The organism is Dactylosporangium sp. NPDC051087 (assembly GCF_055586325.1).
On sequence record NZ_JBVJIJ010000008.1, the window covers coordinates 114290 to 138605 of the forward strand.

At 73.4% G+C, this 24316-nt stretch carries 16 protein-coding genes and 1 pseudogene; 7 read left to right on the forward strand and 10 right to left on the reverse strand.

All coding sequences use genetic code 11. From position 1 onward, the window contains the following. A pseudogene (locus ACZ6TV_RS17025) lies at positions 1–827 on the reverse strand (hypothetical protein); the annotation flags it as partial. Positions 828–1699: 872 nt separating this feature from the next. Beyond that, positions 1700–2446: a helix-turn-helix domain-containing protein gene (locus ACZ6TV_RS17030; protein ID WP_465298117.1), complete on the reverse strand. Its 747-nt coding sequence runs from the start codon at positions 2444–2446 to the stop codon at positions 1700–1702. 228 nt (positions 2447–2674) lie between these two features. On the opposite strand from ACZ6TV_RS17030, the gene ACZ6TV_RS17035 reads away from it, so the two are divergent. The 3 genes from ACZ6TV_RS17035 to ACZ6TV_RS17045 are packed head-to-tail and all read left to right on the forward strand — an operon-like array spanning position 2675 to position 5426. Continuing rightward, on the forward strand, positions 2675–3340 hold the full coding sequence (locus ACZ6TV_RS17035; protein WP_465298118.1) for a DUF4097 family beta strand repeat-containing protein: 666 nt from the start codon (positions 2675–2677) through the stop codon (positions 3338–3340). A 53-nt stretch (positions 3341–3393) separates the two neighbouring features. Next, on the forward strand, positions 3394–4173 hold the full coding sequence (locus tag ACZ6TV_RS17040) for an alpha/beta fold hydrolase (RefSeq protein ID WP_465298119.1): 780 nt from the start codon (positions 3394–3396) through the stop codon (positions 4171–4173). A gap of 8 nt (positions 4174–4181) precedes the next feature. Then, the gene (locus ACZ6TV_RS17045) at positions 4182–5426 is read left to right on the forward strand and encodes an MFS transporter (RefSeq protein WP_465298120.1); all 1245 of its coding nucleotides are present in this window, start codon (positions 4182–4184) and stop codon (positions 5424–5426) included. Here the strand turns inward: ACZ6TV_RS17045 and ACZ6TV_RS17050 are convergent. Next, positions 5401–6057, reverse strand: coding sequence for a hypothetical protein (locus ACZ6TV_RS17050; RefSeq protein WP_465298121.1), 657 nt, complete (start codon positions 6055–6057; stop codon positions 5401–5403). The two genes, ACZ6TV_RS17045 and ACZ6TV_RS17050, sit on opposite strands and share 26 nt — an antisense overlap. A gap of 127 nt (positions 6058–6184) precedes the next feature. Between ACZ6TV_RS17050 and ACZ6TV_RS17055 the strand changes: the two genes are divergently transcribed. Beyond that, on the forward strand, positions 6185–7444 hold the full coding sequence (locus tag ACZ6TV_RS17055) for an MFS transporter (protein WP_465298122.1): 1260 nt from the start codon (positions 6185–6187) through the stop codon (positions 7442–7444). A gap of 31 nt (positions 7445–7475) precedes the next feature. Here ACZ6TV_RS17055 and ACZ6TV_RS17060 read toward each other — a convergent pair whose 3' ends face one another. The 3 genes from ACZ6TV_RS17060 to ACZ6TV_RS17070 form a co-directional block, all read right to left on the reverse strand. Continuing rightward, the gene (locus tag ACZ6TV_RS17060; RefSeq protein ID WP_465298123.1) at positions 7476–7997 is read right to left on the reverse strand and encodes a hypothetical protein; all 522 of its coding nucleotides are present in this window, start codon (positions 7995–7997) and stop codon (positions 7476–7478) included. A gap of 76 nt (positions 7998–8073) precedes the next feature. Further along, entirely contained in the window at positions 8074–10110 is a 2037-nt protein-coding gene (locus tag ACZ6TV_RS17065) for a prolyl oligopeptidase family serine peptidase (protein ID WP_465298124.1), read from the reverse strand. A gap of 4 nt (positions 10111–10114) precedes the next feature. Continuing rightward, positions 10115–12385 carry a putative bifunctional diguanylate cyclase/phosphodiesterase gene (locus tag ACZ6TV_RS17070; RefSeq protein ID WP_465298125.1) on the reverse strand — a complete coding sequence of 757 codons (2271 nt, stop codon included), beginning with the start codon at positions 12383–12385 and terminating at the stop codon, positions 10115–10117. Between the two features lie 131 nt (positions 12386–12516). Between ACZ6TV_RS17070 and ACZ6TV_RS17075 the strand changes: the two genes are divergently transcribed. Then, complete coding sequence (locus tag ACZ6TV_RS17075; RefSeq protein ID WP_465298126.1) at positions 12517–12882, forward strand: hypothetical protein; 366 nt, start codon at positions 12517–12519, stop codon at positions 12880–12882. A gap of 26 nt (positions 12883–12908) precedes the next feature. Here the strand turns inward: ACZ6TV_RS17075 and ACZ6TV_RS17080 are convergent, their stop codons facing one another. Next, complete coding sequence (locus ACZ6TV_RS17080; RefSeq protein ID WP_465298127.1) at positions 12909–14270, reverse strand: dihydrolipoyl dehydrogenase family protein; 1362 nt, start codon at positions 14268–14270, stop codon at positions 12909–12911. A gap of 10 nt (positions 14271–14280) precedes the next feature. After that, complete coding sequence (locus tag ACZ6TV_RS17085; protein WP_465298128.1) at positions 14281–14541, reverse strand: SCO4848 family membrane protein; 261 nt, start codon at positions 14539–14541, stop codon at positions 14281–14283. Between the two features lie 208 nt (positions 14542–14749). Here ACZ6TV_RS17085 and ACZ6TV_RS17090 point away from each other — a divergent pair, with 208 nt between their 5' ends. Then, positions 14750–16663: a S8 family serine peptidase gene (locus tag ACZ6TV_RS17090; RefSeq protein ID WP_465298129.1), complete on the forward strand. Its 1914-nt coding sequence runs from the start codon at positions 14750–14752 to the stop codon at positions 16661–16663. A gap of 66 nt (positions 16664–16729) precedes the next feature. Here ACZ6TV_RS17090 and ACZ6TV_RS17095 read toward each other — a convergent pair whose 3' ends face one another. Together ACZ6TV_RS17095 and ACZ6TV_RS17100 are read right to left on the reverse strand one after the other, a co-directional pair. Continuing rightward, the gene (locus ACZ6TV_RS17095) at positions 16730–21736 is read right to left on the reverse strand and encodes a type IV secretory system conjugative DNA transfer family protein (protein WP_465298130.1); all 5007 of its coding nucleotides are present in this window, start codon (positions 21734–21736) and stop codon (positions 16730–16732) included. After that, a complete protein-coding gene (locus ACZ6TV_RS17100) occupies positions 21733–22296 on the reverse strand; it encodes a hypothetical protein (protein ID WP_465298131.1) in 564 nt (187 codons plus the stop codon). The genes ACZ6TV_RS17095 and ACZ6TV_RS17100 overlap by 4 nt, the downstream gene beginning before the upstream one ends. A 184-nt stretch (positions 22297–22480) precedes the next feature. On the opposite strand from ACZ6TV_RS17100, the gene ACZ6TV_RS17105 reads away from it, so the two are divergent. Next, the gene (locus tag ACZ6TV_RS17105) at positions 22481–24289 is read left to right on the forward strand and encodes a hypothetical protein (protein WP_465298132.1); all 1809 of its coding nucleotides are present in this window, start codon (positions 22481–22483) and stop codon (positions 24287–24289) included. Positions 24290–24316: the final 27 nt, after the last annotated feature.

Genomic DNA, 24316 nt, shown 5'->3' on the forward strand with positions numbered 1-24316 from the left:
TCGTGGGCATTGCAGACGCCGCTGCTTTCGTTGGCGTTGCTGCCGCTGTCACCGCCGTCGTAGTAGCTGGTGTTGGTGTCGCGGCCACTGTCGTGGGCGTTGCTGCTGCCGTCGTCGTGGCTCTTGTTGCTGGTTCCTGGGCGCCCGTTGCCGTCGTGGCTGCCGCTGCTGTCGTCGTGGCTGCTGCCGCGGTCGCGTTCGGATCCACCGCTGCCGCCGCTGCTGTCGTCGGCGTTGCTGCCGCTGTCACCTCCACCGTCGGCGCTGCGGTCGTGGGCGTTGCTGTTGCCGTCGTCGTGGCTGCTGCCGCGGTCGCGTTCGGATCCACCGCTGTCGCCGCTGCTGTCGTCGGCGTTGCTGCCGCTGTCACCTCCACCGTCGGCGCTGCGGTCGTGGGCGTTGCTGCTGTCGTCGTCGTGGCCGGTGTCACCGCCGCTGCTGGTGTTGGTGCGACTGCCGCCGCCGGGGCCACCGCTCCTGTCGTCGTGGCTCCTGCTCTCGCTGGCGCCGCTGCCGTTGCTGGTGCTGTGGTGGTGGCTGGTGTTGCCACGGTCGGCGTTGTTGTCGGTGTCGCCGCTGCCACCGCTGTTGTCGCTGGTGCTGGCGTCGTCGGCGTCGCGACTGTCACCGCCGCCCTCGGTTCTGCCGCCGCTGGCGTCGTTGGTGCCGCCGCTTTTACTGCCTCCGCCGGCGTTGCTGCGGTCGTCGGCGTTGCTGCTGCGGACGTGGGTGGTGTTGGTGCTGCTGTTGTCGCTGGGGTGCGTGGTTGCTGGTAGGCGGCGGGCTCGTCTTCGTCGAAGTCCTCGACGAACGTGAGCCTGAAGCACAGGCGCACCGGGGAGGGCTGGCCGCTGGTCACCCAGCGGCGGATCTCGTCGCGGACCCGGCGGACGTCGGTGCTCTCCCGCACGATCCGGCCCGGGCCGGGGGGTTGGTCCTGGGTCGGGCGTTCGCGGAGGGTCGGGTCGGGGCCGGTGAGGGCGGCGAGCCAGGCGCGGACGGTGGTGTCCTGGCGGACCTGGGTGTCGGCGACGATCGGGCGGTCGCCGAGCGCGGCGCGGACGAGGGCGTCGACCTGGTGGGACAGGGCGGCCCGGACGGCCTCCTCGGCGGTCCAGTCGGCGGCCGCGCAGGCGACGCCCGGCATCGCCCGCCACAGGGCCTCGAAGGTGACGGCGTCGTCGGACCAGAGGACCGGCTGCCAGCGGGCTTCGAGGGGGTGGTCGAGGAGGTCAGGGAGGACGCGGCCGCGCTGCACCAGGTCGGCGGCGAAGGTGACCAGGTCCGTGAGGGCGCCGATCGAAGGGCCGCCCGTCAGTGCCAGATCAGCGGCAAGGCCGGCCGTGGACAGGGCGGCCTCGAGGTCGGTGCCGGCCGGGACGTACACGGCCGGCACGGTCCACAGCATCTTGGCCGCGGAGTCCGCGGTGCCGTCGGTGGGCGGCGCGGTGCTGAGGAACGTGGCGGGCGCGGTGCGCAGGAGCGTGGGGGAGGGCAGGGGGCGGGCGGCGCTCGTCGGCAGGGCCAGGTCCGCGGTGCCGACGTCACCCTGGAGCGGGGGCAGGACCGCGAACGGGTGCGGGACCGCTCGTCGTGGCCGGCGGCGCAGGCCCGAGGCGGGACCTGGGGGTGTTTCGGCCCAGCAGGCCAGCCGGCCGCCGTCGGCGATGACCCCGTGCACGACATCCACCCGGAGACCCTACTCCGCAGCGGCCGGCCCGCCCTCCATAGGCGCGGGGCCGTCGGCCGGTCTGGTGTGCAGGATCTCGCGGACCTGCTCGGCGGCGCGCAGGATGCTCTCGCTGATGAAGTCGCTGAAGCGGGCGATGTTCTCGAGGCGGGCGGCGGCCGGGCTGCCGGGGCCGAGGACCGTGACGCCCTGGCGGGCGGTGGCGGCGACCTGGGCGATGCCGTGGGCGCTGGCGATCGTCGACTGATACCAGACGTCGTCGTCGACGAAGTAGCGCTCGCGCCGGCGGTCGTCGCGGACGCGGCGGACGAGGCCCTGCTCCTCCAGGAACGCCACGGCCTTGGAGACCGAGGCCGGGCTGACCTGGAGGCGCTGGACGAGCTCCGATGCGGTGAGGCTGCCCGCGTCGGCGGTGAAGAGGCAGGTCAGCACCCGGGACACCATCTTCGGCAGGCCCTGGTGCATCAGCAGGGTGGTGAACGTCTCCTCATACTCGCGCACCGCCTCGTCGTCGCGGCCGTGACCGGCGGCGGGCGTGCGCGGCGGGGTGCTCCTGCGGCGTTGGGCGCGGCGTTCGGTGGCGCGGTGGGCCAGGTCGGCGCGGTATGCGGTGGGGCCGCCGTTGCGCATCACCTCGCGCGTGATCGTCGACGTGGGGCGGTCGAGACCCCGGGCGATCTCCGCGTAGGCGAGGTCATCGGCGAGCCCTGACGCGATCTGCTGACGCTCCTGCTGGGTGAGTCTGCCTCCCGGCACGGCGGTCTCCCTTCCTGGTGCGGCCATCGTAGCGTTCGCCATCAGGCCAATGCAACGACCGCGAACCAAAGCATTGCGTTAGTTCCACACTCGTTGCAACGAAATACTGCGTCTGAGCTGCATAGTAACAAGCACGTTGCAACAACGATGTTGCCGCAAGAGCGAACGCAAAGTAGCGTTTCCTGCATCGGAAACAACGAGGAACGCGAAGACAACGAGGAGCAGACCATGCAGCAGTTCGAGACGCCCGCCGCCGTCACCGCCGTCCTGGGCATCCCCGCCGGGCGGATCCAGGTCATCGCCGCCGACCGGGCCGACACCACCGTGGAGATCCGTCCCGCCGACGCCGGCAAGAGCCGCGACGTGCGGGCCGCCGAGCAGACCACGGCCGAATACGCGGGCGGCGTCCTGCGGGTCACCGGACCGGCGACGCAGCAGACGATCCTCGGGCCGTCGGGCTCGGTGGAGGTGACGGTGCGGCTGCCCGCCGGCTCCAGCGTCGAGGTCAAGGCCGCCGCGGTCGAGTTCCGGGCCGTCGGGCGCTTCGGCGACATCACCGGTGAGGGCCTGCACGGCGCGGTCAAGATCGACGAGGCCGAGCGCGTGCGGGTGAGCGCCTACGACAGCGCCGTCACCGTCGGCCGGCTCACCGGCCCGGCGGAGATCAGCACCATGAAGGGCGACATCACCGTCGCCGAAGCCGTCCGCGGCGCGGTCGTCCTGAGCACGCAGCTGGGCGACGTGACCGTGCACGCCGCCGCCGGGGTGTCCGCCTCGCTGGACGCCGGCACCGGGCACGGCCGGGTCAGCAACGCGCTGAAGAACAACGGCGCCACCGAGCTGAGCATCAAGGCCACCACCGGCCACGGCGACATCCACGCCCGCAGCCTCTAGCCCCGCCCGCGCACCAGTACATGAGCGACCCCGGAAAACATCAAGGAGCTGACATGACCACCGCAACCTGGACCGGCATGATGCCGGTCGACGACACCGCCCTGGCCGTCACCGACACCGGCGGCAGCGGGATCCCGATCGTGTACCTCAACGGCCAGTTCGCCACCCAGGGCTACTGGAAGCGGGTCATCGCCGACCTGGGCCCGTCCTGGCGGCACATCACCTACGACGAGCGGGCCCGGGGCAGGTCGAAACGGTCGGGCGACTACTCGTTCAAGGCGGCCGTCCGCGACGTCGACGCGGTCCTGCAGGCCCGGGGCGTCGACCGGGCGCTGCTCGTCGGCTGGTCCTACGGCGCGAACGTCGCCGCGCACTGGGCCAGTGAGCACCCCGACCGCACCATCGGCGCGGTGCTCGTCGACGGCGCCCAGCCGTACGACTGGCTGGACGAGGCGATGGAGCAGCGCATCCGCAAGCTGTTCCGGCGGATGAGCTGGTTCCTGCCGCTGCTGCGGCCGACCGGTCTCGCCCCGCGGATGTCCGCCGACCAGCAGGCCGACAGCAACATCGAGATCGGCAAGCTGTCCCGGGTGGACGTGCTCGGGCCGGTGCTGGACGCGATCACCGTCCCCACCCGGTACGTGATCGCGTCCGGGACCTCGTTCGGCAGCCGCGGCGACGAGCAGGAACGCATCCGCTCCGGCCTCGACGCGGTGACCGCCCGCAACCCGCACATCAGGATCAGCGCGAAGGTCCCGAGCAACCACGGCGCCGTCCTGCGCAAGGACTTCCGTGCCGTCGCCGGGGCGGTACGCGAGGTGGCGGACATTTAAGGTGAGGCATGGGAGCGGTGAGCAAGGAGCACCGGCTGTGGGCCGCCGCCACCGCGGGCAACCTCGGTGACGGCGTCCACCGGGTCACGATCGTGCTGCTCGCCGCCCGCCTGACCAGCGACCCGGTCGCGTTCTCGGCGCTGACCGCGCTCGGGTACGTGCCGTGGCTGCTCCTCGGCCTGCCCGCCGGCGCCCTCGTCGACCGTTACGACCGCCGGCGCCTGGCGCTCCTCGTCGGCGCCGTCCGCACCGGCGTCCTCGCCGTGCTCCTCGCCGCAGTCGCCACCGACACGGTCTCGCTGTGGCTGCTGTACGGCGTGGTCCTCGTCCTCGGCGCGGGCGAGACGGTGTACGACACGGCGGTCATCTCCATGGTCCCGGCCGTCGTCGCCGACCGGGACCGGCTGGAGACCGTCAACGGCCGGTTCCAGGGCGCCGACATGCTCGCCCAGAACTTCATCGGCCCGCCCGTGGCCAGTGCCGTGTTCGCGGTCGCGGCGAGCGGCGCGTTCGGGATCAACGTCGCCTGTTACGCGATCGCGGCGCTGCTCATGGTCGCGCTGCCCGGCACGTACCGCGCGGCGCACACCGGGCACAGGGCGCCGATCGGACGGGCGATCGGCGAGGCGGTCCGGTTCGTGCGCGGCCACCGCGTCCACCGCGCGATGCTGTCCGTGGTGATCGTCCTCGGGTTCGCCAACGCGATGGCCACCGCTTTGATCCCCCTGTGGGCCCGCGAGACCCTCGGCGTGCCGGAGGCCGCGTTCGGGGTGTTCCTCCTCGCCGCCTCCGTCGGCGGGCTCCTGGGCAGCCAGACCGCCGCCCGCCTCGCCGCGAGGACCGGCCGGGGCCGCGCGATGGTCCTGGCCGCGATCGTCACCGGCCTCGGGCTGGTGCTCGCCTCGGCCACCCGCAGCATGTACGTGGCGGCCGCGGCGTGGGCGCTGACCGGCTGGGCGGTCCTGGTCTGGAACGTCGTCTACGGCGCACTGCGGCAGCGGCTCACCCCGGACGCGCTGCTCGGCCGCACCATCGGCATCTACCGGGTCGTCGCCTGGGGTGTCATGCCCCTCGGCGCGGTCGCCGGTGGCGTCCTCGCCGGCGCCGGGGGGCTGCGCACCCCGATGCTCGTCGCGGGCCTGCTCACCCTGGCCGCCGGCGGCTACGCGGTCTTCCGCCTCACCAACGCCCACATCGACGCCGCGGTCGCCGCCGCCGACGGGGCGCTCAGTGGTGGTCGCGTCGCAGCGTGATCTGGAAGGCGCGGACCGGCGGCGCCGGCTCCGTGCTGAACGACGCCAGCAGCGTGCACGACAGCGGCGCCGCCGGGGCGGTGATCCGGTGCGCGGTCACGTGCGCGGAGTCCCAGTGGATGCGCGGCAGGTCCTGGCTCGGCCCGAAACACGCGTCCAGCTCGGCCCGGGTCAGCACCGGCTCGACGAAGTGGATGACGACCGCGGACAGCCCCGCCAGGTCGTTCACGGACAGCTCCAGGCGGGCGGTGCCGGGCGGGCTCGGCTGCACGAACAGGCGCCCGAAGTCGTCCTGCGTCGGCGCCGGCAGCCCGAGCAGCGCCGCGACCTCCGCCGGGTGCTCGGTGGTGACGCCGCAGATCCGCCGCGCCCACGTCCACAGCAGGTCCGTGGTGATCGGCCGCGCGACCAGGTCCAGCAGGTGCGCGGGGGCCGGCGGGCGCCGCCACACCGTGGGCCAGTCGTCCAGGTCGAGCAGCTCGGATCCGTCGACGATCAGCGTGTACAGCGGCTCCGCCGGGAAGTCGTTGACCCGCACGGTGAGGGCGCGCCCGTCCACCTCGGCGTGATACGGGAACTCGCCGTCACCCGAGTGCTCCCACCGGATGGGAGTGGCGATCAGGTCGCTCATGGCGCATGTCCTCAAACAGGAGGGCAAAGTGGACCTGGACAGCGTATGGGGTGTCCGCAAGCCCACACTTGAGAGCCGTCACACCAGGCCCAAATCCGGGGCCACCGGGACTAGCGTCCATGATGCTATGCGCCGTCATGTCATGTGGGCGATCGGGCTCACCGCGTACATCATCGCCGTCTTCCACCGCTCGTCGCTCGGCGTCGCCGGGGTCGAGGCCACCGACCGGTTCGGGGTCGGCACGTCGCTGCTGGCCATGCTGTCCGTGGCGCAGCTCGCCGTCTACGCGGGCATGCAGATCCCGGTCGGGGTGCTGCTGGACCGGTTCGGCTCCCGCAGGATGCTGGTCGCCGGCGGGCTGCTCATGGTCGCCGGGCAGCTGCTGTTCGCGTACGCCGCCGACATCGGCCCGGCGATCGCGGCGCGGGTCCTCATCGGCGTCGGCGACGCGATGACGTTCATCAGCGTGCTGCGGGTCGTCGCCATGTGGTACCCACCGCGCCGCAACCCCCTGATGGTCCAGCTCACCGGCATGGTCGGGCAGCTCGGCGCGCTGTCCTCGGCGGTACCCCTCGTCGTGCTGCTGCGCGACGCGGGCTGGACGGCGACGTTCCTCGGCTCGGCCGTCCTCGGCGCCGCCGCCGTCGCCCTGGTCGCGGTGACCTTGAAGGACGCACCCGGGGTCACCGCGAAAGCGGCGACGGCCCCCCGGGCGCTCAAGCTGTCCTGGGAGCATCCCGGGACGCGGCTCGGCCTGTGGACGCACTTCGTCGCGCAGTTCTCCGGCAGCGTGTTCGCGCTGCTGTGGGGCTTCCCGTTCCTGACCCAGGGCGAGGGCCTCGCCCCGGCGACCGCGGCGCTGCTGCTGTCCCTGCTGACCGTCGGCGGCATCGTGCTCGGCCCGATCGTCGGCCACTTCTGCGGCCGGCTCCCGTACCACCGCTCGACCCTCGTCCTGGGCATCGTGGCCAGCTCGGCGGCCGCGTGGGCGGTCGTCCTGCTGTGGCCCGGCCGGGCCCCCGTCGCCGTCCTGACCGGCCTCGTGCTCGTCCTGGCCGTGAACGGTCCCGGCTCGATGATCGGCTTCGACTACGCCCGGTCGTTCAACCCGGCCGGCCGCATCGGCGGCGCGACCGGCATCGTCAACGTCGGCGGCTTCGTCGCGTCGATCCTCGTCATCGTCGGCATCGGCGTGCTCCTCGACCTGCAGACCCCGGCCGGCGCCGCCCACCCGTCGCTGGGCGCGTTCAAGTGGGCGTTCGCCGTCCAGTACGTCCTCTGGGCGTTCGGCGCGGCCCAGGTCTGGCGCTACCGCCGCACCACCCGCCGCATCATGCCCCCGGAGCACCTCGCCGCGATGCGCCGCGGCGACGCTCTCCCCGCCTGACCGTGGTCGCCCGCGCCGGCTGACGCGGGCGTCAGGAGCGACGCAGCTCGCGGATCACGCCGTGGCGGTGGAGGGTCCAGGCCAGACGCCGGGCGTGCCGGTGGCGCAGGACGAGGATCAGGGTCTCCCGGATCAGGGCCCAGCGGCGGCCGCGGAACTGGTTCTCCGCGACCTTCCAGATCGTCGCGCGCAGCGCCGCGGACTCCAGGGCCTGCCGCAGGTCGGTGCGGGCGGCCGGGTCGTCCAGGGCGGAGCGGACCGCCCTGGCCAGGTCGGGACGGTCGGCGAGGGCGGCGGTGACCCCGGCGGCGAGGTGGTCCCGGATGGCCGGGTCCTCGACGAGCAGCAGCGCCGCGCGCCGGATCTCGGCGGTGTCCAGGCCGGAGCGGAGCAGGTCCATCGCCCGCAACGAGACCGCGTCGTCGTGGTCCTCGACGCTCAGGGCGGCGAGCAGGCCGGTCACCTCGTCGAGGTCGATCAGGTGCCGCAGACCGGCCCGGAAGTCGGGCCGGTCCCACGCGACGAGCAACGCCTTCACGAAGTGACGATCCATGCCCGCTGATACCCGCGGACCGGAACGCCGGAAACGCCGGCGCCCCGCGGACCGGAGCGCCGGAAACAGCAGCGGGCTACGGGGCCAGGGTGCGCCAGAGGAACTCGAAGGCCAGGGCCCACTTGAAGGCGAGCTGGGAGTTGTCGGCGGCGCCGCCGTGACCGCCCTCGATGTTCTCGTAGTAGGCGACGTCGTGACCGTTTTCGGTCAGGCGGGCGACCATCTTCCGCGCGTGACCGGGGTGGACGCGGTCGTCGCGGGTGGAGGTGGTGATCAGGGTCGGCGGGTAGGGGACCCCCTGCCGCACGTTCTGGTAGGGCGAGAACAGCCGCAGGTACGCCCAGTCGTCGGCGGTGTCCGGGTCGCCGTACTCCGCCATCCATGACGCGCCGGCGAGGAGCAGGTGGTAGCGGCGCATGTCCAGCAGCGGGACCGCGCACACGATGGCGCCGAACAGGTCCGGGTAGCGGGTCAGCATGACGCCCATGAGGAGGCCGCCGTTGGAGCCGCCCTCGATGCCGAGCTGGGCGCGGGTCGTGATGCCCCGGTCGACCAGGTCGGCGGCGACGGCGGAGAAGTCCTCGTAGGCGCGGGGGCGCTTCTCCCGCAGCGCGGAGCGGTGCCACTGCGGCCCGTACTCGCCGCCGCCGCGGATGTTCGCCACCACGTACGTGCCGCCGCGGGCGAGCCAGCCGCGGCCGATGATCGGGCTGTAGGACGGCACGCGGGACACCTCGAAACCGCCGTAGCCGCTCAGCAGCGTCGGCCCGGGCCCGGCGGAGGGGTCGCCGACGACGAAGTACGGGACCTGCGTGCCGTCGGCGGACGTGGCGAAGAACTGCCGGGTGGTGATGCCGTCGGCGGGGAAGTAGGACGGGCCCTGCTTGAGGACCGTCGGCGGGTCGCCGCCGAGCACGCCGTGGCGCAGCGTCGGCGGGAGGGCGAAACCGCTGGACAGCAGCAGGTACTGCTCGTCGGCGTCGGCGTTGGTGTCCCACACGTCGGTCTGGCCGAGCTCGGCGCCGCCGAGGACGGTCCGCTGCCACCGGCCGTCGACGTGCCGGGCGATCTCGAGGCGGCTCTGCACGTCGGACAGCAGGACGAGGATCAGCCCTTCGCGGGTCCAGTCGCTGTACGACAGTGACGTGTGCGGGTCGGGCGTGAACAGCGTCGCCAGGTCGCGGCTGCCGGCGAGGAACGCGGCGAGGTCGACGATGAGCAGCGACCCGGCCGGGTGGGTGACGCCGCCGGTCTCCCAGTCGGTGCGGACCCGGATGAGCAGCCAGTCGCGGTGCAGGTCGATGCCGGCGTCGTCGGGCACGTCGAGCTTCGTGAGGGTGCCGTCGACGAGGAGGTGCCGCTCGGCGTGGAAGAAGTCGATCGAGCGGCGGATCAGGGCGCGCTCACCGTCGGCCGACGGGTCGCTGGACGCGCGCACCGCCACGTCCTCGGCGATGCCCTCGAAGACCAGCGGCGCGTCGGCGAAGGGCGTGCCGCGCCGCCAGCGGCGGACCTGCCGCGGATAGCCCGAGGCCGTCATCGAGCCGGGGCCGGTGTCCGTGCCGACGAAGATCTCGTCGATCGTGATCCAGCTGACGTCGCTCTTCGCCTCCGGCAGGGTGAAGCCCCCGGCGACGAACGCCTTGGCGTCCAGGTCGAACTCGCGGACGACCGACGCGTCGGCGCCGCCCCGCGAGAGCGAGAGCAGCGCCCGGTGGTCTCCGGCGAGCGGGCCGCGGCGCAGGTACGTGACGCCCTGCCAGACCCAGTTCTCGTCCTCGGCGGTGGCGAGCGCGTCGAGGTCCAGGACGGTCTCCCAGGTGGGCTCGTCCGCGCGGTAGTCCTCGAGCGTGGTGCGCCGCCACAGGCCGCGGGGGTGGTCGGCGTCCTTCCACAGGTTGTACACGCGGCCGCCGTGCCAGGCGATCATCGGGATGCGGTCGTCGGCGTCCAGGACGGTGCGGATCTCGTCGCGCAGCTCCGCGAAGCGTGCCGTGCCGGTGAGCGCGGCGACGGTCTCGGCGTTGCGGTCCCGGACCCACGCCATCGCGTCGGCGCCGTCGACCTCCTCGAGCCAGAGGTGGGCGTCCTCAGCGGTGATCGTCTCGGTCATCGGTTCAGTCTGACCGAACCGCGGCCGGGGTTGCCACGCGGATCGCCCATGTGGCCGCATATGTGGCGGGGTCGACTGCCTTGCCCCACAGCCAGCCCTGCGCGAGGGGTACCCCCAGCGCCAGCAGGACGTCACGCTGCGCAGGGGTCTCGACGCCCTCGGCGACGACCGCGAGATTCAGGGCGCTGCTCATCGCGACGACGGCCCGCACGATCTCCTCGTCCTCGGCGCTGGTGCCGAGCCCGTTGACGAACGACCGGTCGATCTTCACCCCGGTGACGGGATGGCGGCGCAGGTACCCCAGCGCGGAGAACCCCGTGCCGAAGTCGTCGACGGAGATCCGTACACCTTGCGCCCGGAGCTCCTGGAGCACGCGTTCGGTCAGTTCGCTGCCCTCGACCATGACCGACTCGGTGATCTCCAGCACGACGTTGGCCGGTGGCACGCCCGCCTGGCGGAGGGTGGTGCTGAGCCGTTCCGCGAACGCGGGGTCGCCGAGCTGGCGCGGCGAGACGTTCACGGACATCCAGAAGTCGTCGTCGACGACCCCCTCCGCGCGCCACACGGCGAGCTGCCGGATGGACTCGCGCAGCACCCACGCGCCGAGCGCGGAGATGAGGTTGGAGTCCTCGGCGACGGCGATGAACATGTTCGGCCCGATCCAGCCGCGCACCGGATGCTGCCACCGGCACAGCGCCTCCGCCCCGGTGGGCCGGCCGGTGCCCATCTCGACGATCGGCTGGTAGGCGATGCTGAGCTGCTCCTGGGCGACGGCGGCGCGCAGCGCGACCTCGATCTCGACCCGCTCCCGGACCGCGTCGCGCATCGAGGCGTCGAACACGGTCCAGCGGTTGCGGCCGGACTCCTTCGCCCGGTACATCGCGGTGTCCGCGTCGCGCATGAGGGCCTCCGCCTGTACGGCACCCTTCACCGACTGCACGATGCCCATGGACGCGCCGATGACGACGTCGGCGGTGCCGCCCTCGGCCGTGACCACCACGAGCGGCCGCTCCACGCACTCCATGATCCGCCGTGCGCCGGCCATCGCCTCCGGCTCGGTGCACCGCTGCACGACGACGAACTCGTCGCCGCCGACCCGCGCGATCGTCGCGGTCGCCGGCAGCGCCTGCCGCAGCCGGGTGCCGACGTCGACGATCAGCTGGTCCCCGGCCGGGTGCCCCCACGAGTCGTTGACCAGCTTGAACCCGTCGAGGTCGAGGTAGAACATCCACACGTTGGCGGCGCTGGCCGGCTTGTCCTCCGTCAGCAGCCGCTCGACCATGATGCTCAGCATCCGCCGGTTGGGCAGGCCGGTCAGCGGGTCGTGGGTCGCCTGGTGCTCGAAGCGCCGCTGCGCGGCGGCGTGGCTCTGCACCGCGTCGGACGCCCGTACCAGCAGCAGCGCGACGATCGCCGCGCCGCCGAGCCCGAGCGCGAGCCGCTTCGCGGTGCTGTCCGCGCCGAGCGTGACGGTGAGCACGAACGGCGCGGCGACCGCCGGCCCGATCACCAGCATCCGCGGCAGCGACCACGCCTGGATCGGCAGCGGCGTCGCCCGCGCGAGCGCGCTCGCGGTCGGGTGCAGCGCCGCGGCCCCGCCGAGCGTGAACGCCAGCAGGAACGGCAGCGCCATGATCGGGGGTCCGGTCACGTCGCCCTCACGCCCGATGATCGCGTACCCGAGGTCGCCGGCGAACATCAGCACCATCATCGCGCCGAGCAGCATGAACGCGGGCTGCCGCACGGCGGTCGTGAACGCCAGGTTCGCCACCAGCAGCACCGTGACGGTGTCCAGCAGCGGGTACAGCCCGGCGATGAGCGTCACGATCAGCGGCCGCCCGGGGATGGCCGCGACGGGCAGCACGAACAGCATCGTCGAGGTCAGCGCCGCGCCGATGCACACGATGAGCCCGTCGAGCAGCGCCCGGCGGTCCATGCCCCACCGGTTCAGGAACGTGACGAGCGCCGCGATGAAGAACCCGAACCCGCACACGGTGAACATGTCGCCGACCTGTGCGACCGGCGCCGGCTGCTCGACGAGCATCTGCCGGACGGTCATCCCGGTCAGGAAGAACACCGCGGCGGCCGTCATCAGCCGCCACGGCCGCCGGGGCCGCGCGTTGTGCAGTCTGGGCCCGAACGCCCACGCGATGATGCACGCCCCGCCGATGACCCCGGACGCGACGCCGGCGGCCACGTTCATCGCGTACAGGGCCGAGCAGATGACGCCGAGTGCCAGGAACGCCAGCCAGAGCCGGTCGCGGCGCAAGCCCACCTGCCCCCTCCAGCATCCTCGTCGTGAGCCTCCTATCGGCCGTCGCCGTGCTCCCTTGAGAAGATGCCGCCGTCAACGCCGCACTGTCGCGCTGGGCGGTGCTCTCGCCCGCGCTGCCGCTCCACGCGGACATGAGTCCCGACACGCTCGTGCTCGCCATGCGCGCCCACGCGCGGCCCGCACCCGCGGGCGACCCGGTCCGCCGCGTCGCGTTGCGGCTGACCGACTCCCGCGGTGCCGGTCATGAGCCGGTCGCATACCTCGCGACGGTGGGCCCGGCGGGCACCACGGTCACGAAGGAGCCGGCCCCCGCCGACGTCCGCGCGCGCGTCGACGCGCCCACCCGCGCCTGGAAGGCGCTCATCATCGGCCGGAGCCGGATCGAGGACGAGCGCGCCGTCGTCGTCACCGGCGATCCCGCGGCGGTCCGCGTCCTGCTCGACGCGACCTGCCTGAGCGCCGTTCCGGGTGGTGACCGGCCCGCCCCGCGCTCCTGAGACGAAGCGGACACCCGTCGGCGAGCTCAGGCGCGCAGGTCGCGCAGGGCGTCCTCGATGCCGCGGTGAAAGGTCGGATACGCGTAGATCATGTGGCGGAGGGTCTCCACCGGGACGGCGGCGTGCACGGCGACCGTCAGGGCGGACAGGACCTCGCCGCCGACCGGGCCGGCGGAGGTGGCACCGACCAGGACGCCGCGGTCGGCGTCCTCGACGAGCTTGATGAAGCCCTCGTTGCCGGCCTTGTGGATCCAGCCGCGGGAGGAGGACGGGACCTGGCCGGTGCCGACGCGGACGGTCAGCCCGGCGGCGCGGGCCTGCGCCTCGGTGAGGCCGACGGTGCCGATCTCCGGGTCGGTGAACGTGACCCGCGGCGTCGCGCGGTAGTCGGCCGGCGGGCCGTCCTGGCCCAGGATCGCGCGGACGGCGATCCCGGCCTGGTACATCGCCATGTGCGTGAACGCGCCGTGGCCGGTCACGTCGCCGACGGCCCAGACGCCCTCGGCGGCGCGCATCCGGTCGTCGACGGTGACGGACCGCGCCGACGGGTCGAGGCCGAGGTGCTCGATGCCGAGCTTGGACAGGTCGACCTTCCGGCCGGTGGCGACCAGGAGCCGCTGCGCGCTCACCACCGTGCCGTCGGAGAGGGTCACCGTGAACTCGCCGGCGGCATGGCGTACCGACGCCGCGGAGACACCGGCGTGGACGCTGACGCCGTCCCGGGTGAGCGCGGCCAGGGCGAGGTCGGAGGACTCCGGCTCCTCGAGGGCGACGAGCCGGTCGGCGGCCTCCACGACGGTGACCGCCACGCCGAAGCGGGCGAAGACCTGCGCGAGCTCGACGCCGATCGCGCCGCCGCCCAGCACGATCAGCGACTCGGGCAGGGTCTCGGCCTCGATCGCCTCGCGGTTGGTCCACAGCGGGGTGCCGGCGAGGCCGTCGATCGGCGGGACCGCCGGCTCGGTGCCGGTGCCGATGACGATCCCGCGGGTCGCGTGGAACACCCGGTCGCCGACCGTGACCTCGGACGGGCCGGTGACGCGGGCCCAGCCGCGCACGAACGTGACGCCCTTGCCGACCAGGCGGTCGACGGCGACCTTGTCGTCCCACGAGTCGGTGGCCTCGTCGCGGATGCGCCGGGCGACCGGCGCCCAGTCGGGCCGCACGGTCGCGGAGCCGGCGAGCTCAGGGACCCGGCGCGCCTCGGCGAGCGCGTTGCCGGCCCGGATCATCATCTTGCTCGGCACGCAGCCCCAGTAGGGGCACTCGCCGCCGACCAGCCTTCCCTCGACGCCGGCCACGCGCAGGCCCGCCTCGGCGAGCCGCCCGGCGACCTCCTCGCCGCCGACACCCAGTCCGACCACCACAACGTCCACGGTTTCCGCCATGGTGCCAACCCTAGGGCGCGTCGTCGCCCGATGCGCTTACAGACTCCGAACGGCGGCCACGCAGGCCGCGGACGCCCAGCACGCCGACGGCGGTGCCGAGCAGCAGCGACACGGCGATGAGCAGGACGTGGACCCAGAGGAACGCCGAGCCGTGCGGGGACGTCCACGACCGCTCGTCGTCCCAGATCGCGAGGAGGAACCGCGGCCAGATCAGCCAGTTCCACAACGCGACCACGATCAACAGCAACGACCACCGCCGGGACAGCACCACGGGCGAAGTATGCCAGCGGGCTGCGTCGGGCGTTCGGGGTGACCGGGCACCGGGGGCATGACAGCAGGTCAGAAAGCCTGTCGGGTGATCGGCGCATTGTGGTCACCGGTCCGTGACTTTCGGTGTATGACACCGCATCGTGGTGATTCGAACGCACGGAGTGAGTGCGTTCGTGCTCCATGGATGGGGGATGCGGATGAGGAAGCCGATGACGGGCCGTCGTCGACTGCGCGCAGGCGCGTCGGGTCTGGTCGCCGTCGCGACGTCGTTGGGGCTGCTCGGGCTCGGCGGTCCCGCCGCCGCCGCGACCAGCCCGGAGCCGGGCGGCAGCCGCCTGGGTGGCGGCTGGTCCGCCGACGAGTGGCCGGCCGGTGCCGGCACCACGCTCAAGAGCGTGCGGTCGATCGTCAAGGCCGACAGCGGCGCCGCGGCGTCGCTGACCGGTCAGGGGGTCGGCATCGCGCTGATCGACACGGGGGTCGCGCCCGTCGCCGGGCTGCCCGCCGCGCAGGTCGTCAACGGCCCGGACCTGTCGTTCGAGTCGCAGTCCGGGCAGCTGCGGTACCTGGACACCTTCGGGCACGGCACGCACATGGCCGGCATCATGGTCGGCCAGGACGCGGCGTCCGGCACGATCGGCCTGGCCCCGAAGGCGAAGGTGACCTCGGTCAAGGTCGGCACCGCCACCGGCGCCAACGACGTGTCCCAGATGATCGCGGCGATCGACTGGGTGGTGCAGAACCGCAACCACGACCCGTCGAGCCCGATCCGGGTGCTCAACCTGTCCTACGGGACCAGCGGCATGTCGTCCTCGACCGTCGACCCGCTGATGTACGCCGTCGAGCAGGCGTGGCAGGCCGGGATCGTGGTCGTCGTCGCCGCCGGCAACGACGGCAACACGACCACCGCGCTCACCAACCCGGCGATGGACCCGTTCGTCCTCGCGGTCGGCGCGTCGACCACCAACAACACCATCGCCACGACCGACGACGACCTGGCCACGTACACCAACAACTCCAACCAGTCCCGCAAGGTCGACATCCTGGCGCCCGGCACGTCGATCGTGTCGCTGCGCGACCCGGGCTCCAACGTCGACCAGCAGTACCCGAGCGCCCGGGTCGGCGACACCGGCTTCAAGGGCAGCGGCACGTCGCAGGCCGCGGCCGTGACCGCCTCCGCGGTGGCGCTGCTGCTGCAGCAGCGGCCGTCGCTCACCCCCGACCAGGTCAAGAAGCTGCTGACCAGCACCGCGACGGCGCTCACCACGGGCGCGGCGAAGACGCAGGGCCTCAAGGAGCTCAACGTCTCCGCCGCCGTCGCCGCGGCCACCCCGGCCGCGACGCAGACCCTCACCAAGGGCAACGGCACCGGCTCGCTCGAGACCACCCGCGGCGGCAACCACCTGTCGTTCAACAACATCGAGCTCAAGGGCGAGCAGTCCATCTTCGGCCCGTTCAACGGCACCGCGTGGGCCAACCTCGCCGGACAGAAGACCAGCTGGAACGGCGGCATGTGGATGGGCTACCGCATGGCCGGCGACACCTGGACCGGCGCCGGCGGCACCGGCGGCACGGGACAGATCACCGGTTACGCCGGCAAGTGCATCGACGTGCAGAACCGGCAGAACATCAACGGCACCCAGATCCAGCTGTACGACTGCAACAACACGCCGGCGCAGTACTGGGTGCTCGCCTCGGACGGCACCGCGCAGGCGCTCGGCAAGTGCATGGACGTCACCGCCGCCGGCACCGCCAACGGCACCAAGGTCCAGCTCTACGACTGCAACGGCACCCCGGCCCAGCAGTGGCGGGTCAACAGCGCCCGCCAGCTGGTGAACGTCGGGTCGAGCAAGTGCCTCGACGTGAGCGAGTGGAACTCCGCCAACGGCACCCAGCTGCAGATCTGGGACTGCCAGAGCCAGGACAACCAGCGCTGGGTCCCGCCGTCGGCGTCGCGGACCTGGGCCGCCGCCTCGTGGCAGGGCTCGCCGTGGACCGGCACCGGCTCGTGGAGCGACCCGGAGTGGTCGGAGCAGTACTGGACCGGCCACTACTGGTCCGGGCACTACTGGAGCGGCCACTACTGGTCGGCCGACGACTGGTCGACGTCCAGCTGGTCGTAGCCTGTCGCACCGCGGGGCGCTCTCGGACACCGAGGGCGCCCCGCCCGCGTCGCGGGGCCGGCACCGTCAGAGCGGCTGCCGGCCGAACGCGAGGAAACCGTCGAACTCCGGGTCGCCCTCGATCGGCGGCCCGGCGTCGCGGATCAGCTCCTCGTCGTGCGTGGAGGACCGCAGCACGATCGTGTCCGCCGCCAGGTTGTCGTAGACGCACATCGCGGTGCCGGCCGGCATCCGCCGCAACGACCTGGGCGCGGTCCCCGTCCGGTCGTCGATCAGGATCTCCCGCAGGAACCGGCTGGTCTCCGGGTCCCGGTTGTTGGGCAGCAGCAGCAACGCGGAATGGTTGTTGGCGATGCTGTACGCCCGTGACTCCTTGTACAGGCCCTTGATCTGCGCGATGTCGTGGAACACCGTGACCAGCTGGATGTTGGTGCCGGCGGAGGTGGTGGCGAGCGTGTCGAGGCTCTCGATCGTGGCGATGTTGCCGGCCTCGTCGAGCAGCAACAGCAGCGGCAGCAGCGTCTCGCCCAGCGCCTGCCGCCGGTACGCCTCCGCGATCACCCGCCGGATGAGGGCGGTGAAGATCGGGGCCAGCAGCTCCTGGTCCTCCGGCGGCGCGCACAGGTACAGGGTGTTCGGCTCCCCGTCGAAGAACCCCGCCACGTCGAACCCGGACATCGAGTTGCGCTGCACGGCGCTGGAGTCGTACGCGGACAGCAGCGTCGCCGCGACACCGTAGACACTGGACCGGGTGTTGTCGGCGAGGCTCTGGATGCCGCTGAAGCCGGCGATCGCGTCGACCTCGCGGGTCACGTTCAGCCGGGCCCGGACCTCCGCGTTCTCCATCGAGTGCACCCACCGGACGACCTCGGCCATGCTCTGCCCGGTGCGGGCCGCGGCGAACAGCAGCGACTGCAGCAACTGCGTCGCGGCCGTGTACCAGTACTGCGAGTCCGTCACGCCGCTCATGCCGGCCACCCGGGTCGACTCGGTCAGCGACCGGGCGGTGACGATCGCGCCTTCCCAGGTGTGGCAGTCGTCGAGCGGGTTCCACGGCTTGACCGCGCTGCCGTGCACCATCCTCGCCGCCGGTTCGAACACCGAGACCTCACCCATGCCGCGCCGCTTGCGGACGGTGGCACTGAGCACGTCGGTCCGCACCGACGTGACCAGCGCCGGGCCGTGCCACTCCAGCAGGGTCGGCGTGACGAGGCTGGTCGTCTTGCGGCTGCGTTGCGGGCCGAGGACCAGCACCGGGCGGAACTGCTCCGCGGCGATGCGCTCCTGCCGGTAGGTGCCGAGCACGACCCGGTGCAGGAACGGTGCCGGGTCGTGCTCGGAGGGCTCGCCGACCACCAGGGCCGCCAGGGTGTCCGTGTCGCCGCCGGCGGCGGAGGGCGTGACGGCGCCGCGCCGCTGGGCGTCGCCGGTGTCTGCGCCGGTCATCGCGGCGGCGCACTCCGCGGTGCGGGCCTCCAGGAAGACGATGTCCTCGTGGTCGCCCGGCATCACCGTGACGACGTTCAGCAGGTTGCGGGCGAGCCGGTAGTCCCGGATGGCGTCCGAGGGCCGGTCCAGCAGCTGGTACACCTCGCCGCGCAACGCGAGGACCAGCGCGTGCTGGCGGCGGCTGGCGTCGTTCGGCACGACCTCGACCCGCCGCTGCGCCTGCCGCACCGCCTCGTTGCCCGCGACGAGCGCGTCGTCGGGAAGCTCGGCGTCGATCGCGGCCCGCATCGTGAGGATGAGGCAGCCGACGAGCTCGGCCAGGCCGGTCTCCGGCGCCCGCTCGGCCAGCACCCGGGCGGTGCTGGTCGCCTCCCGCGCCGAGGCGAGCGCCCCGGCCGGGTCCTCGATGTGGTCCAGCAGCAGCAGCGCCCGCATGACCAGCAGGGTCTCGGTCAGCGCCGCGCTTGCGGGCGCGTCGAGCCGGCGCAGCGTCGCGATCGTCGCGTCGAACGCCTCCAGCGCCTGCGGGTACCGTTCGGCCGCGGCGAGCGTCGTCACCCGCGCCAGCGCGGCCGGGACCAGCAGGCCGTAGTTCAGCCTCGGCCGCTGCTGGTAGAGGTCCTCGACGAGCGCGTAGGCCAGCGCGGCCTCCCGCACGCCGCGGTCCTGCTGACCCAGGATCGACAGCAGCTCCGCGAGGTACAGCCACGCCATGGCGTACTGGGTGCCGAACAGCGCCGGCGCGTCCTCGTAGAGCCCGCGGTAGATGCCGCGGGCCTCCTCGACGAGGCGCAGCGCCTCCGCGTCGTGATGGTCGGTGTAGACGACGGCCGCGCTCATCCGGGTCTGGGCGCGGGCCGCGCGGGACGTCTCGCTGTGCGGGTCGGGCAGCCCGTCGGCCTCTGCGACGCTCTGCGAGGCCAGCCACAGCGCCTCCTCCAGCTCGCCGTTGGCCTCCCGCAGCGTCGCCAGATACCCGGTGTACATGCAGCTCTGCGGGGACGACGTGGTCAGGTGGCCGCGGGCGCGCTCGATCTCCAGCATCGCCTCCGCCACCTCACCGGCGATCATCAGCGTGAAGCCGTGCTGGGCCAGGGCCTGCGCGGCCAGCAGCGCCGGGAGCGTGTCCGCGACGTTGGCGGCGTCCTTGGCCACCCGCCGCGCCGCCGGCATGTCGTAGTCGGCGACGTACGCGGTCCACAGGCTCGAACGTGCCTCCGCGAGCTGCGCGGCGTAGCGGCCGGGGTCGTCTGCGGCGGCGTCCACGGCGATCCGCACGGCCCGTTCGGCGTTGCCGACGGCGGCGGCGGTGTTGCCGGTGGTGGCCCGGACCATGGCGTGCGACGCGAGGACCTTGCCCAGCCGCGGGTTGCGGCTCATCGCGGGGAACCGCGACACGTAGGTCATGGCCTCGGTCGAGGACGGCAGCGCCGACTCGAGCCGGCCGGCGTTCAGATACGCCTGCGTGGTCTTCTGCAGCAGGTCCACGGCCCGCTCCACGTCGCCGAGCGCCTGCCAGTGCTGGACCGCCTGCTCGTAGACGACCGCCGACAGGTGCTGCAGCCGCGAGTCCGCCGGGAAGGTCTGCTCGGCGGCGTCCGCGGCCGCCTCCGGGAGCGTGACCAGCGCCAGCGCCGACGCGACCCGGTCCGGCAGGACGATCGCGTCGGAGTGCGGGTCGGTGTGCGTGGCGGTGCCGATCGCCTGCGCGACGAGCTCCGGCAGGTGCTGGGCGAGCGCGCCGGTCAGCACGGTGAGCGCCGGGCCGGCCGTCGACGTGTACGGCGACCCGCACATGCGCAGCAGCACCTCCAGCATCCGGGACCGCTGCGCGGCGGTGCCGGCGACGGCGAAGAGCCGCCCGGCCCGGTCCCGGTCGAACAGGTGCCGCACGACGAGCCGCTCGCCGAGCAGGTCCGGCTGGACCGCGGGCAGGTACGCGCCGTCGCTGTACAGGTCGTGCAGCTGCGCCGCGATCGTCGCCGCGCGCCCGGCGTCGTGCCGCAGCGTCTCCACCACGGTGAGCAGCTCACCGGCGTCGTCGGCGTCCACGGCGTCCACGAAGCTCGCCACGGCCATCACCTGCCTGCGCACGGACGGGCTCGTGGCCAGGTCCCCGATGACCGGCGCCCAGAACTTGTTGTCCTCGCGGTCCAGCAGCAGGTCGAGCAGTTCGCCGGCGGCGTCCTCCGCGGTGGCCGGGACGTCGGTGGTGGTGTTGCCGTCCAGGACGTCCAGCAGGGCGCGGGCGTGCACCAGCAGCGGCGTGGTGAACACCACGAGCCGCTCCTCGATCGCGGCCTTCGCCGGCGCCTCGCCGGGGGCGATGGCGTGCAGCGCCGCGTACGCCTCCCGGGCGGCGAGGTACTGCGTGACCCGCTCGTCCGCCGAGTCCTCCGTGTCCTGCAGGTCGACCTCGACCGCGGGGGACTCGTAGTCCATGTCGAACGCGGTCCGCAGCCGCCGCAGGAACACCGCCGCCGAGCGGGCGAGGAACACGATGCGCACCGGCTCGGACCGCTCCACCCCGCGCAGCCCGCTGATCAGGTCGGCGGCCACGGCGGCGTTGTTGTCCATGTAGTCCAGCACGAGCAGGATCGGCCGGCGGACCGTGCCGAGCGTCGGGCGGCCGGTGCCCGGCTCGAGCGAGGCCAGCCCGGCGACCCAGCCCCGGTCGAGGGCGTACTGGCAGAGCTCGCCGGCGAGCCTGCTCTTGCCGCTGCCGCCCGGCCCCGACACCACCGCGTAGCTGATCGCCGGCTCCGGCCGCTCGAGCCAGTCCGTGAGCGAGCTCAGCACCGCCGTCCGGCCGGTGAACGGCACCACCTGGTACTTCGCCTTCAGGGGTGCCAGCCACGACCGCCGCAGCAGCCGCCGGACCTCCTCGTTCGCCGGTGGCCGCGGCGAGGAGACCTTGACCCGCAGTTCCCCGCCGACGTCGAACGTCAGCAGGTGGCTGAGCTGGTGCCGGCCGGTCACCTCCCACTGCGGTGGCAGCCACGGGCGCAGCCCGGGATCGTCGGCCAGCCGCTGCGCGGTCACCGCCTCGAGCCGGTGCCCGCCGAACGCCTGCTGGTCGTCGGTCACGACGCCGAGCAGGTGACCGCCGACGGTGAACACCGCCGCGCCGGACAGCCCGGACCAGCCCGGCCGGCCGGGCCGGTTGCCGTCGGCGGCCCGCACCGCCACGGCCGACTCGACGTCCAGTGACAGCACGTCCGGCGGGCCGGACAGTTCGCTGGTCACCCCGCGGACCGTCTCCGGGTTGCGGCCGGGGCCGTACGCCTGCGCGGCGGGGAAGCCCGTCGCGGCGAACGGCAGCCCGTCGGTGACGTCGATGACGCCGATCGTCAGCGTCTGGTCGGTCCGGTCCGAGACCGCGAGCCGGATGAGGGCGACGTCGATCGCCGGGTCGGCGGCCACGTGGACCTCCGTCGCCACCGTCCAGGCGGGCGTAGCCCCGGTGGCGGTGGCCCGGCGGACGCGGACCCTGGACGGGTCGCCGTCCCAGCCGTCCACGACGTGCCGGGCGGTGAGCACGAGACCGGGGGCGATGATGGCACCCGACCCGTGCCGGCCCGGCTCGCGGAGGATCTCGACGAGCTGTTCCGGGCGTGGGATCACGCGGCCTCCCGTGCGGCGTTCTGGTCGGCGGACGGGTCGGGATCGAGGCGTACGGCGACCGGCGAGCCGGCCCGTTGCGCCCAGGACGTCCCGCGGCTGTCGACGTACCGCAGCAGCAGCTGCTCGGCCTTCGCCGGCGGGCCGTGCAACGCGAACGTCGCGTCGTACGTGTGATGCGGCGGGAGCAGCGCCCTGGCGTCGAACTGGGGCTCGCCGTCCGGCGGCGAGTACATGACCAGCAGGTCGTAGGCGAAGTCGTCGCTGGCGTTGTGGACGCGCACGACGACGGCACCGGGCAGGTCCGCCGCGGGTTCGCCGGTGTACTGCTGGACCACCGTCAGCGCCAGCCGCCGCGCCTGCCGGGCCAGCCGGTCCTCCTGCGCGGTCAGCGCCGAACCGCTGACCGCGCGGCTCATGAGCGCGAGCTGCCGCGCGGCGTGCCGCAGCTCCTGGTTGGTCTGCCCGGCAGACCTGGCCAGCCGGGACAGCGACACACACGCCCAGATCAGCAGGGCGAGGGTCACCGCCGCGGCGGCGAGCAGAAGCTCCCGATCGGACACGCGGCGATCGTAGGCAGGGCGGCGGGCCGCGGCGTAGGCCGGCGAGTCCACCGAACGCACACACTGTGCCAACCGATACTCACCGACGGCAAACCACTCGCGGTGTATCGATGTCCCGACCGTCGTGGAATCCACGGCCTTCGTGCTACTGCCAACCCGCCGCCGGGACCGGCACCATGGCGGCATGCCCGCACCCGACGACGTCGCCGCCGCGGTCGCGGCGCTGCCGTCCCGGTGGCCCGCGGCCCGTGCCGAGCGGTGGCTACGGCACGTCGTGACCGGCCTGGCGCGGCATGGCCGGCACCGCTGGCGCTGGTGGGAGACGGTGGGTGGCAGGCCGGGCCCGCCGCCGCGGGACGGTGCGCCCGGGCAGCCCCCGTCGGCGGTCTGGCTCCGGCGCACCCCGGTGCGGCCGGGCGAGGCGGCCGTCATGCTCCCGGTCATGTGGGTCCTGGTGGCCGCGGTGGTGACCGGGCTGTGGTTCGGCGCGCCGCCCTTCACTCGGTGGGCGAACCGCAAGCTGGTCGACGGCGCGCGGCTGCGGTACTACGAGGCGATCCAGGACTGGCTCGGCGAGCAGCTCGGCAGGTTCACGGACCTCGTCGGCGGCACGGCGGCCGCGATCGCCGTGGTCTCCCTCGTGCTGGCGGCCGGTGTCGTGGCGGAGGACCTGTTCGGCTGGCAGGCGGTCCCGCCGGAGGACACGTCCCGCGGGGTCCTGGCCCAGCACCGCAGGGCGGCAGCACACCGCCTCGCCGTCCTGGCCGGGCAGGTGCTCGGCATCGGCGCGGTGGGGTGGCTGTTCATCGCCGTGCTGCTGCCCGTGTACCGGCGGCTGGCCGCGCAGGCCGGCACGACGGTGACCGGCGCGACGCCCGGATATCTGCGGGTGGGCGTCGCCGCGCTCGCCGGCTATCTCCTGTACACCGGCGTGCGGCGGCTGGCCGGCCTGCCGTGGCTGCGCTTCCAGGTCCTGCGGGCCGGGCTGGCGCTGACGCGGCGGGCGCCGTGGCGCATCCACCGGTTCCTCGACGAGGCCGCGGCCGCCGGGCTGCTCGTGGCGGAGGGCGGTGGCTACGCGTTGCGGGACGAGGACCTGGCGCGGCGGCTCTGGCCCGAGGGGCTGCGGGCCCCGGCCGGGGAGGGCGCCGGATGGCTGAAGGCCGACGGTGACCGCCTCGCCGCCGGCGGGGAGCACGAGGCGGCACTGAGCCGCTGGCGGGCGGCGGCCGCCCTGGGCGACGCGACCGCCGCGGTGGCGGCCGCGCGGCTGCTGTCGGAGCGGGCGATGGCCACTTCGTCGCTGCCGCGCACGGTGCCGACGCTGTGGGCGGCGATCCGGGCCTGGGAGGTCGCCGGCACCGAGATCGACGTCCGGCAGGAGACCGGCGACTTCTGCGACGACTGGCTGGCACGACCGGCCGCCGCCCCGGTCACGTTCCTGCGCGCGGCGCTGCTGCGGCGGCTGCGACCGGCACCGGCGGAGTTCGCCGCCGAGGCCGAGGCGCCGGCCGTGGACGACGGGCTGGTCCCGGCGCCCGCCCTCTACGCCGAGCAGGCCAGGACGGCCCTCGACGCGGCCGCCCGCGACCTGCCCGGCGGCGAGCTGCTCGGCACCGGCCGGGTGCTCGGCGCCCTGATCCAGGCCGACGCCTACGGCAACTGGGAGCGCGTCTGGCCCTTCGACCCGGAGTCCTCCAGGCTCGTCGAGGCCGCCGACCTCGACGGCGACGACATCGCGTGGCAGGAGTGGGCCGGCGTGTCGATGACCGCCACGCTCGAGCGGGCCCTCGTCTGGCTCGGCCGGCTCAGCCGCGAGTTCGGGCTGCGCCCGATCCCGGCCGACGCCCTCGCCCTCGCGCTCGTGCGGCACCCGGCGTCCGGTGCCGCACGGGCGATCATGCGGGTCAACGGCATCACCCACGACGAGGTCCGCCGGTACGTGCACGACGACCTGCTCATCGCCGAGGACGCGGGCATCCGCGACTTCTGACCGACCGCAACCGGGAAAGGACCCGCC

Coding starts and splice junctions, on each gene's coding strand:
- ACZ6TV_RS17035 (WP_465298118.1), top strand. CDS start 2,675: ATGCAGCAGTTCGAGACGCCCGCCGCCGTCACCGCCGTCCTGGGCATC.
- ACZ6TV_RS17040 (WP_465298119.1), top strand. CDS start 3,394: ATGACCACCGCAACCTGGACCGGCATGATGCCGGTCGACGACACCGCC.
- ACZ6TV_RS17045 (WP_465298120.1), top strand. CDS start 4,182: ATGGGAGCGGTGAGCAAGGAGCACCGGCTGTGGGCCGCCGCCACCGCG.
- ACZ6TV_RS17050 (WP_465298121.1), bottom strand. CDS start 6,057: ATGAGCGACCTGATCGCCACTCCCATCCGGTGGGAGCACTCGGGTGAC.
- ACZ6TV_RS17055 (WP_465298122.1), top strand. CDS start 6,185: ATGCGCCGTCATGTCATGTGGGCGATCGGGCTCACCGCGTACATCATC.
- ACZ6TV_RS17060 (WP_465298123.1), bottom strand. CDS start 7,997: ATGGATCGTCACTTCGTGAAGGCGTTGCTCGTCGCGTGGGACCGGCCC.
- ACZ6TV_RS17065 (WP_465298124.1), bottom strand. CDS start 10,110: ATGACCGAGACGATCACCGCTGAGGACGCCCACCTCTGGCTCGAGGAG.
- ACZ6TV_RS17075 (WP_465298126.1), top strand. CDS start 12,517: ATGAGTCCCGACACGCTCGTGCTCGCCATGCGCGCCCACGCGCGGCCC.
- ACZ6TV_RS17080 (WP_465298127.1), bottom strand. CDS start 14,270: ATGGCGGAAACCGTGGACGTTGTGGTGGTCGGACTGGGTGTCGGCGGC.
- ACZ6TV_RS17090 (WP_465298129.1), top strand. CDS start 14,750: ATGACGGGCCGTCGTCGACTGCGCGCAGGCGCGTCGGGTCTGGTCGCC.
- ACZ6TV_RS17105 (WP_465298132.1), top strand. CDS start 22,481: ATGCCCGCACCCGACGACGTCGCCGCCGCGGTCGCGGCGCTGCCGTCC.